The sequence below is a fragment of the Paenibacillus sp. yr247 genome (assembly GCF_900103825.1).
Taxonomy (GTDB): domain Bacteria; phylum Bacillota; class Bacilli; order Paenibacillales; family NBRC-103111; genus Paenibacillus_E.
In genome coordinates this window covers 1-9797 of the sequence record NZ_FNIF01000052.1, presented here as the reverse complement: position 1 = coordinate 9797, position 9797 = coordinate 1, and the positions used below count along the sequence as shown (strand labels likewise).

Annotated in this window: 9 protein-coding genes and 1 pseudogene; 3 read left to right on the top strand and 7 right to left on the bottom strand. The window is 40.9% G+C overall.

What is annotated here, in order from left to right; translation table 11 throughout:
- Together BLT91_RS29650 and BLT91_RS29645 are read left to right on the top strand one after the other, a co-directional pair.
- Window positions 1-1029 (top strand): annotated as a pseudogene (locus BLT91_RS29650) (IS110 family transposase); the annotation flags it as partial.
- 262 nt (window positions 1030-1291) lie between these two features.
- Window positions 1292-2026: a YheC/YheD family protein gene (locus tag BLT91_RS29645; protein ID WP_254777202.1), complete on the top strand. Its 735-nt coding sequence runs from the start codon at window positions 1292-1294 to the stop codon at window positions 2024-2026.
- Window positions 2027-2116: 90 nt separating this feature from the next.
- Here the strand turns inward: BLT91_RS29645 and BLT91_RS33730 are convergent, their stop codons facing one another.
- From BLT91_RS33730 to BLT91_RS29615, 7 genes are all read right to left on the bottom strand, one after another.
- Window positions 2117-2242, bottom strand: coding sequence for a hypothetical protein (locus BLT91_RS33730; RefSeq protein ID WP_302847577.1), 126 nt, complete (start codon window positions 2240-2242; stop codon window positions 2117-2119).
- Entirely contained in the window at window positions 2242-2670 is a 429-nt protein-coding gene (locus tag BLT91_RS29640; RefSeq protein ID WP_090827769.1) for a hypothetical protein, read from the bottom strand. Before BLT91_RS29640 ends, BLT91_RS33730 begins: the two co-directional genes overlap by 1 nt.
- 196 nt (window positions 2671-2866) lie before the next feature.
- A complete protein-coding gene (locus BLT91_RS29635) occupies window positions 2867-4114 on the bottom strand; it encodes an aminopeptidase (protein WP_090827767.1) in 1248 nt (415 codons plus the stop codon).
- A 412-nt stretch (window positions 4115-4526) separates the two neighbouring features.
- Entirely contained in the window at window positions 4527-4721 is a 195-nt protein-coding gene (locus tag BLT91_RS32180) for a hypothetical protein (protein ID WP_217635302.1), read from the bottom strand.
- 850 nt (window positions 4722-5571) lie between these two features.
- Entirely contained in the window at window positions 5572-5883 is a 312-nt protein-coding gene (locus BLT91_RS29625) for a DDE-type integrase/transposase/recombinase (protein WP_090827765.1), read from the bottom strand.
- 695 nt (window positions 5884-6578) lie between these two features.
- Complete coding sequence (locus BLT91_RS29620; protein WP_090827763.1) at window positions 6579-7238, bottom strand: class D sortase; 660 nt, start codon at window positions 7236-7238, stop codon at window positions 6579-6581.
- Between the two features lie 10 nt (window positions 7239-7248).
- Complete coding sequence (locus BLT91_RS29615; protein ID WP_090827761.1) at window positions 7249-8463, bottom strand: YncE family protein; 1215 nt, start codon at window positions 8461-8463, stop codon at window positions 7249-7251.
- 872 nt (window positions 8464-9335) lie between these two features.
- On the opposite strand from BLT91_RS29615, the gene BLT91_RS29610 reads away from it, so the two are divergent.
- Window positions 9336-9797 (top strand): FMN-dependent NADH-azoreductase (locus BLT91_RS29610; protein WP_090827771.1); only part of this gene is annotated, 462 nt, incomplete at its 3' end.

Here is a 9797-nt window from a genome sequence, read left to right as displayed (position 1 = left end):
AAAGTACAGGCGTCTTTTGGAAACCTATCGTCAACTTACTTGAAGCCGAGGACATTCAATACCTTGTCGTAAATGCCCAGCACATGAAGGCTGTTCCCGGTAGAAAGACGGATGTGAAAGATGCTGAATGGATTGCAGACCTGTTACGTCACGGATTACTTACTGCAAGTTATATTCCAGATCGGAACCAGCGTGAGCTGCGCGAGTTAGTTCGTTACCGGCGCAGTTTAATTCAAGAACGAGCTCGTGAACATAACCGGGTACAGAAAGTTCTAGAAGGAGCTAACATTAAACTTGCTGCTGTCGCCACAGATATTATGGGGCTTTCCAGTCGTGACATGATAAATGCGATGATTAATGCCGAAGAAGGTCCGGAAAAACTTGCTAGCTTTGCACGCGGAGTCATGAAGAAAAAGAAGGAAGAACTTGAACTTGTACTTCGGGGTAAGATGAGCTCACATCAACGCCTCATGCTAAAAACAATGCTTACCCACGTTGATTTCCTCAATGAACAAATCACGGAATTGGATGCGGAGGTAGCCAAACGGCTAGACCCTTTTCAAGATTCCCGGGATTGCCAGACGTACGGCTGAACAAATATTAGCTGAAATTGGAACAAATGTTGGTTCGCGGTTTCCAAGTGCAGCCCACCTTTGCTCATGGATCGGTCTTGTGCCTGGACACAACGAAAGTGCTGGTAAACGAAAACCCTCGAAAACTCGCAAAGGGAACAAATATCTCCAATCGGCACTTCTTGAAGCTTCACAATCCGTATGCAGATCTGACAATTATCTCGGTGCCCTATACAGGCGAATCGCAGCACGTAAAGGTGGTCGTAAAGCGGCTGTTGCTGTTGCACACGCAATCATGAAGATCGCCTATCATCTTTTAACTCGCAACGAAGATTACCGAGATTTAGGTGCTGATTATTTCGAAAAACGACAGCAAGATGTCATTGTCAAACAATCCGTTCGTAGGCTAGAGAGTCTTGGCTTTACAGTAACAATCGCTGCACCCGAAGCCTCATAAATACCTCGCTATATTAAAACTATAGACGCAGCCTTTTGAAAAAAACGTCATAGCTGCGCCTAGTTTCGTATTGCCATTTTTAGTTCTTTGCTATGTGAGATTTTCAGGGTAGTTGAACAGCAGCCGAAGTCTTCGGCTGTAGTTTGATTCTTTTCAAAGCAAAAATGTCCTCCATCAGAGATCCAAAGCCTTCTAAAGCATGTACCCCATGTAAACCTGTTCGCATATACTACCTCTAAATGATATGTAGGAGGTAGATAGAGTGAAAAAGGTGAAATACAAAATGGGGAAATTAGGAAAACATAATTTCATGAAAAAATATAGCAATATAAACACATTACTACCTGACACAGAAGCAGCAACAAAATCTAACATCTTTAATATGATAAGAAAGTATGACTCCCTTTACTTAAAACCAGATGAGGGCACCGGAGGTCGTGGAATATATAAGATAACTAAAACGGAAAATGGGTTCGTATTAAGAGGTGGAACTACCTCAAGAAATTATGATACATTTGATGCTTTATCCAATTCTCTTCACAAGTTCTTATATAAAAACAATTATGTTGTTCAACAAGGTATTGATTTGTTAAAACATGACGGTCGTTCATTTGATATAAGAGTTATGGTGCAAAAGAACAGAAGTGGACAACTCGAAACGACAGGTATAATTGGGCGGTTGGCTAAACCGAGCAAGATAGTAACTAATTTCCACAGTGGAGGCACACCATTTCCAATAGAAACATTACTCAAATCACATCTCAGAGGAGCCGATAGGACAAACTTTATAATAAGGATTAAATCTTTAGGGAGAGAAGCGAGTATTGTTCTTGGAAAAAGTTATAGAAGAAAAAAAGCTTTTGGAGTTGATATTGCTATTGATTCAAATATGAAGCCATGGATTCTAGAGATTAATACTGGGCCAGATATGAGTATTTTTAACACGCTTAAAGATAAAACAATGTATAGAAAGATTTTGAGGTATTCAAAATTTTGAGGATGCGCCATCGATCGGGATTCGATTAATACTTTGCGAATGGTTATATGATAAAGATTTTCCAAAGAATCTTTTAATTCGAAATTTCTCCTAAGTTACTTCAAGTATGCTGCCCGTTAGCGCCAGTAAGGCTGCCGGTCGTTCTCGCGGCAGCCTTTTGATGTGGGTTATTAAACTCTCGTTCACCGGTAGTTCAATGATTCTTGTGATTTCCACTAGTCATAATGCCCTTTTCTAAAAACGATTACTGCTTCTACAAATGCTCCAGGCTCTTCGTCTTCATCATAATCAGGTGCATAAAGTCCAATACCAAGCTTATATGATGTAACTCCTACACTGTCTTCATATTCTAACTCATTATCAAATTGTTCCAACCACTTCTTTGCTTCTATAAAAGGAACCCCATTTAAAGGTCTTCCATTGAATATAGCTTTTGTTGGCTGACAAAACTCAATAGCTTCGCAAAATCCATTTTCCTCTGTATAGTAAGCAAAAACAACCGAATTAACAAAAAAGTCAGTATATCCCCCCCGAATATCATGCTTTTCATCTGCCTTCTCTGGGATTACGCTCCTGACTTGTTCTTTAGTCATTCCCAACGAAATAGGACCAACACTTTCATATGGTTTTATATGAAAATCCATTAAACTACCCCCTATAAACTACTCTCATTATATACTATTTACCACGCAATTCTTCCAGTTACTTCAATGGACAAAAGAGGATCTGCCGCGAAGCAGATCCTCAACTATAGTTCTCCGTTAGCGTAATCATTTCTTGGTTACTGACCTAAAAATGCCGTCTTATCTCAATCTACCTTAGCAGACAGTATTTTTTCTTTCACAGAACCCAATTTCCAGCGCTAAGTATCGGTATTCGCCTACCATCCTTTGTTTCACCATCAATGTTGAGTTCGTTCGAACCAACCATAAAATCAACATGGGTTATACTTTGGTTTAATCCACGTTCTAACCGTTCTTCTGGGCTCATAGACTGCCCGTTCACAATACTAGATGGGTACCCATTCCCAATGGCGAAGTGGCATGAGGCGTTTTCGTCATACAACGGGTTCATGAATAATATGCCATGCTTGGCTATCGGAGAAGTGACCGGCACCAGAGCAATTTCACCGAGGTAGCTGGAACCTTCGTCGGATGCAATGATTCCTTTCAGGGTTGCTAATCCCTCATCGGCAGAATAGTTGACAATTTTACCCTCTGAAAAGGTCAATTGAATGTTATTAATCATTGTTCCACCGTAATATAATGGCATTGTACTTCGAAGCGTACCGTTAACACCAGTACGGTGAGGTGCTGTGAATACCTCCTCGCTCGGAAGATTCGGAAGAAACGGTACATTGTTTATATTCTTTACGGTGGCAAGACTTATCCATTGATGTTCATCTGGCAAATCAACGGTCAAATCTGTACCAGGGGCTGAATAGCGCAGTTTGGTAAATCTGTAATCGTTTAGGAGTTTCGTTCTTTTACCCAATTCAGACACATGAGTCTTCCATTCTTGGAATGGATGATCCGTATCAATGCGTACGATTTCCAGTACAATATCCCACAGTTTATTCATGGCATCTACATCGGATAGAGTAGGAAACAGCTTATTAGCCCAAGACTTTGAAGGGACTGAGAGGATGCAATAGTTTGTCTTTAAACTTGCATATTCATTCACAAAGTTTCTTAGAGCATTGGCTTTTGCTTTGGCGGCTCGGGCTACTCTCGCGGGATCAATCCCGGTCAAGAGGTCGGGGTACGGTATAAAAATCGCTAGAAAGGCTGCACCTTCCGCCAACATGGATTCCATCCAATTTACTTTCCACTGCGGATATTCATCTAATGAATCTTCAGATGCAGACTCTAATCGAATACGGTTTAATTCAGGATCTTCCCAATTTACGTAAACTTGCCTGGCGCCTGCTGCGTATGCCTTCTGTGTTACATACCGAACGAACTCAAAGCATTCTATCGGAACTGGAAGGGTATCTTGTCCAATTACGAGAATCTGACTTGGTTGCAAATTCACACCAACCCGTACAGCAAGGTCCGCATACATTTCCAATTTTGATGGTTCAACCATGAAATCACCCTTTTCGCACTATTAATTGATCAAAGAGAGGAATAGCTCTCCAAATTATATTACCTTCATGTTGTTGTATAACAATATCTGTATCCACGTAATCCATTCCTAAAGCTTTTGCAAGTAACACACCTAAAGGCTTTTACCAGCTCCAGACATACCTATAAGAACTATATTCATATTCTTCCTCACTTTTGTTAATCGATATTGGTTTCGTTAAACTATTCGGTATTTTCCATAAATATCCTTCACGGGAAACGAATACTACCCTTTAACGGAATAGGCCACCAAGCGATTCGCCTGCAGCCTAGATGGTACAATCTTATGGAACTAACGTTCTCCGTTAGCGTAACAAACGGCGGCTGCCGGGCCATACTCTTTTAATAATTACAGACTTCTAATGTCACCATAGCTATGGCCCACATACTTTTTGAATGATATCCTCTGACAAGCCTAATTCCTTCATATTCCTTACAATATTATTTTTAGTTGTCCAAGTACCAAAGTATTTCCCATTAATAAATCCATCTTCTCTGGCTTCGGCGACTTCCATAGGTACCGTAATAACCTCTTCGATATGCCTGCCGTACCAACATTCTTCTTCCAAATCGTACTCAACGATTGCTTTAACCTGAATGTCCTCAACATAAAAAATTATTGTTTCGCCAATTTCGAGCTAGATTTTGACCGCCGCAATTAATAGGAACATCGGGCGACGGATTTCTTCTTGCCATGCTGGATTTTTATCCAGCATGTCTTGGGTCGGTTGAAGTTCGGAAAGTTTCGTAATTCTAAAGCCGGAATCAATTAATGCATTAACATAGGTGGCGACAGTACGATGGTATTTGATGACATCATTATCCAGAAATCTAGCTGTCGTGGACCTTCAGTATGGTAGTTATCGACGGGCCAATGCAGTTTCTCGCCTTGCGGGTCGTAGTACCAGTCTTGTGCAGCGAGCACGGTGAAGATCGGATGTTCAACCGAGAGCACGAAAGTCCCCCCTGGTACAAGGTAGTGATAAACTTTACGACAGATGGTATCGAATCGTTCTACATAGTGGAACGCATTCGTAGGCTAGAGAGCCTTGGCTTTACCGTAACAATCTCAGCTCCCAACGCCTCATAATGCCTCGCTCATATTAAAACATGAGACGCAGCCTTTTGAAAAAAACGTCATAGCTGCGCCTAGTTTCGTATTGCCATTTTAATTGCTCTGCTATGTGAGATTTTCAGGGTAGTTCAATAATGAAGGTGAATGTACCTCGATCATACCTGGCTATTCTCCTTCTAAATCCCATGAATGTACTACTGAGTTATTTTTTCTTAGTAACGCTGATCGTAGTAAACCATCATTCTTCAAATATTTAAAATGTGTGTAATATTTTTCTTCAAATTCTTTATAGTTTTCGTAATTTATTTCATCCCCTGTTATATCCTGACATCATAAATATCCCTTCACCGAACAGGAGTCCCAGGCTGCTGACGGCCATGAGCCTGCTTTAAAGCTTGTAAGACCAATTCCTTGGTCATTCGATCACTCATATGCCATCCTACAATCTTGCGGGAATACAAATCCATGACACTCGCCAAATAAAGCCAGCCCTCAGTTATAGGAATATAGGTAATGTCAGTTACCCATTTCTCATTCGGCTTTTGAGTGGAAAAAGCCCGATTTAACACGTTTTCTTGGACAGGATAGTTATGTTTCGAATTGGTTGTTGCTTTGTACTTTTTCACCGTTCTGGAGCGCAGACCGTTCCCTTTCATGATCCGGGCAACGGTCGTTCACAAATGGAGGTGCCTGTTTGGTTGAGTTGCTGAGTGACCTTGGGACTCCCATATAACTGACGATACTTTTCAAACACCGCCTTTACTTGGCCTGTCCATTCTTTGTGCTGACGCTCCCGTTCACTAGCAGGACGATTCAACCATTTGTAATAACCGCTTCGAGAAACCTTGAATACCTTGCACAACTTCTCCAGCCGGTATCCGGAGCGGTGTTCATCAATGAAAGCATATTTTACCGACGGTCTTTCGCGAAGTAGTGCATCGCCTTTTTTAAGATTTCATTTTCCTCTTTCAGCTCACGAATCTGTTTCTGGATATTGAAGATGAGCGGTTACTCAAGCAAATCGTCATGAAACTCTGTACACTCCACATACACCGTATGCGAGCCAAAAGGCGAGTTTGATAGAAGCTATTATAGTCCGCTGAAGCCTTGATTTTACTGGGTTTTTGTTGTTCGCCTAGCTCATTTTAGTTGGTTAGGAGAGGTTTTATCACCAATTTATCCCCAATCTAGCACCATTTTAACACCATTTTAACACCAATTTAGAGTCTATATGGATTACTCAAGAGATGAGATAACACTCTGTCATTCTAATTGCATTCACATAAGAACCTCCACCAAATGATTTGGAGAGGTTCTTATGTAAATATGTTTTTAATTTTGCATACATTTCCTATTTTGTATGGTTTGTATCTTCATGACTGACAAGTTGGCTTGAGATAAGTGCTGCATGGACCAGATAGCGCTTATCAGTTAAATATACTGCATCAAAAGGATAGCAAGTTTCAATTATCATAGAAGGATAAGAGGTTTCATATACATCCGCTCCTACCTCTACCGTTTCAAACGAAATTACACGAAATCGGAAGCTTCCAGCATCGGTATCCATAGTAAATTCGTCACCGAATTTTAATTCACCGACGCGATGAAATGTTGTTATATTATGAGCAGCTACGATACTAGTTCCGATCTCTCCAGGAAATACGCTAGTATTCAAATGCCCAGGTCCTTTTGCCAGTATGGAAGAACTTGTACCTTCAAATACCGCTGCTTTTACTCCAATTTCAGGAATGTCGAGCGTTCCAATCAAGGCACCTTCTATAGGTTTTCCCTTATAAACGGCCGGCTCTGGATTTATATTTTTTATATTTAAGATTTCTGTCGTAGGTAATACTTCCGATACGGGGTGGAAGTCTAAGTCAATTACTTTTTGAACCGCTAATAAACGGTGTTGTTCCCATTTGCCATACATAAAATAAACGGCCAGCAGAGTCAGAAGAATGACCCCGCTGACGATTAATGACCAAGCAATCGTATTACCTACTCTCCCCATTCTTGCTTCCTCATTTTTCAGTATGCCGTTTAAAACGTAAAAAGAAGAACCCGAATGCAATTAAGGATAGCGCGATAGCAGCAATTGGTAATAGAGGTAAACCTGTTACAGGACTTGTTGCTAGTGGAACAATTTTTGTCGGTTTATTAATCTTTATGGCAAGTACTTTGTTGGCCTTTTCTTGGTAAGCATAAAGTGTACTTGAGCCAGGCAGTACGTCCAACGTATGCACACCAGCATCCACGCCACCGAGATCTAAGTCAGGTAATGGCTCCATTGTATCCATATCTACCACTGCCGCTTTTCCAATCGCTCCTTCTCCAGCAAATAGAAGACGATTTTGGAAATCAGCCGATAATTGGTCTTGACCAGCTGAAGCTGCAATAGTTCCTACAAGTGTCCCTGTATTGGGATCTACGACTAAAATCTTTTTGTTGGTTGTGCCCACATAAAGAACGTTTTTCACGGGGTCAAAGACGATACCTTTTGCACCGCCAAGTTTTGTGAGTTGAATGTCAAATGTCCAAACTTTTTCGATTTTATGCGTGTTGGCATTAATAACCAAAACATTATTATCAACTGGTTGGTAGATCGTATTCGTCTGTTCAACGTATACCCCTATATCGGGACCAGATTGGGGATCATCCGGTTTTAGAGAGATACTTCCCAATGATTTGAATGGACTTGTAGCAGAGAAGAAAGTCATATTATTAGACTCATCGTTAACAACAGCAACTGTTTTTTCTTTGGAAATGTAATAGATGCCGTCAGATGCTTTACCAGATGCATCTAATTTAGTTACGATAGACCAATCCTTTTTGGAAATAACGGTAACATTATTGTCAGATTCGGATGCTGCAAAGATATAATCAGGACTGAATGCTACTCCGTTACCCATCATAGTGCCATAAACCACTGCAGAAACCGTATTGGTATCAGAGTCAACTACGATAATATTGTTATTGGTCTTTTGGGCTATGTATACTTTGTGAGCCACGGGATCAGCTGCGACAATATCACCTTTTCCTCCTTTACCAGGCAAATCAATTGTTTTGACTGTGTTAAATTGAACGTTAGCAGCCGCTGAAACAGCCCCGGGACATAAAACAATTCCTATAGAACATAGAACTAAAGTTACTTTGCACCAATATTTATTATACTTTCCTTGCGATAAAACGTGTTTAACCGATGACTTTAGGGAACTAAGAAAACCCCAATTACTCATTTGCTCACACCTCCGATTGAATGAATAGTTCAACTTTTCATCGCTTCAACTTGCACATTACCGGCTTTAGACTGGACTTTATCACCTCCCTTATTTGGTGTACAGCTGGCATCATCCAGGGTTTACCAACAAATAAAAAATGCTCCAAAAGGTGCTCCGCGAAAAATAGATAATCAATAATCGATTATTTTTTTGCAAAAAATGCCCCAATAATGCTATTATTTAATCTCCAACTTCCACCGTTCCGCCTAAAGAACAGATCTGAAAGCGCTATCAATTAAGTAAACTGCAAACCGGCTTTCTTTAAAAAACATACAAAATCTCTACTACTGCATTCAGATGGGTTTTAGTTCATGAGCCACTCAATTGAATACATGCCCCAAAAGGTACTCCACAGCCAATTGATAATCAATAATCGATTATTTTTTTTGAAAAAAATGAAACATTAGCCGAGGAACTCAAGCATTTTTGGCTTCCCGTCATTGAAATAAAATATTTTATATTAATATATCATATTATATTAACATATAAGAGTCAATATGCTTTTAGATTCACTTTTTTGAATAGTATAATTTTACTAAAAATCATGCACCGTATGCGGGAAGCTCTGGGCTTTGGTCGCTATTTAATATATTAAGAAAGAGCTTTAATTCATGGCCTATGCCCTAATTTTACCATACATCCCTCTGATATTACGACTAGCTCATTGGTTTTCTCTACTGCCCGTTCGTGTTCACCTGAGACACAGAATCAATTTATGTTGCCAACCATGTATATGTGTGTTATATTTATGTTGCCGGCAATATAAAATATTTTTGATTAATACAGGAATGAATGTTCCTGAAAAAATTTCTAAAGGTGGGAACTATATTATGGCAACCGTACTTTACATTACCGCACATCCGGGCGATGCAAAATCTTCCTTCAGCTTGTCCGTCGGCCAAAGATTCGTCGAAGCATACCGCGAGGCGAACCCGAACGACGAGGTCGTGCATTTGGACCTGTACAAGATGAACGTTCCGCAGCTTGACGGCGAAATTTTCGGCGCATGGGGCAAACTAAGCGAAGGAGTTCCGTTTGACCGGCTGAGCGAATCCGAGCAAGCCAAAGTCGGCCGTCTCGGGGAGCTGGTCGATCAATTCGTGGCTGCGGACAAATACATGTTCGTGAATCCGGTTTGGAATTACGGCTTTCCGCCCGTGCTTAAAGCGTATATCGACGCGGTTTGCGTCGTCGGCAAGACGTTCAAGTACGAGGCCGGCGTCGGCCCAAAAGGATTGCTGGGGGACAAGAAAGCCGCGCATATCCAAGCCAGCGGCAGCGTGCTGTCGAAC

Excerpts from the sequence above, each read along its gene's own strand:
- BLT91_RS29640 (WP_090827769.1), bottom strand. The coding sequence starts at position 2,670 with ATGGATTTTCATATAAAACCATATGAAAGTGTTGGTCCTATTTCGTTG.
- BLT91_RS29635 (WP_090827767.1), bottom strand. The coding sequence starts at position 4,114 with ATGGTTGAACCATCAAAATTGGAAATGTATGCGGACCTTGCTGTACGG.
- BLT91_RS29625 (WP_090827765.1), bottom strand. The coding sequence starts at position 5,883 with ATGAAAGGGAACGGTCTGCGCTCCAGAACGGTGAAAAAGTACAAAGCA.
- BLT91_RS29620 (WP_090827763.1), bottom strand. The coding sequence starts at position 7,238 with ATGGGGAGAGTAGGTAATACGATTGCTTGGTCATTAATCGTCAGCGGG.
- BLT91_RS29615 (WP_090827761.1), bottom strand. The coding sequence starts at position 8,463 with ATGAGTAATTGGGGTTTTCTTAGTTCCCTAAAGTCATCGGTTAAACAC.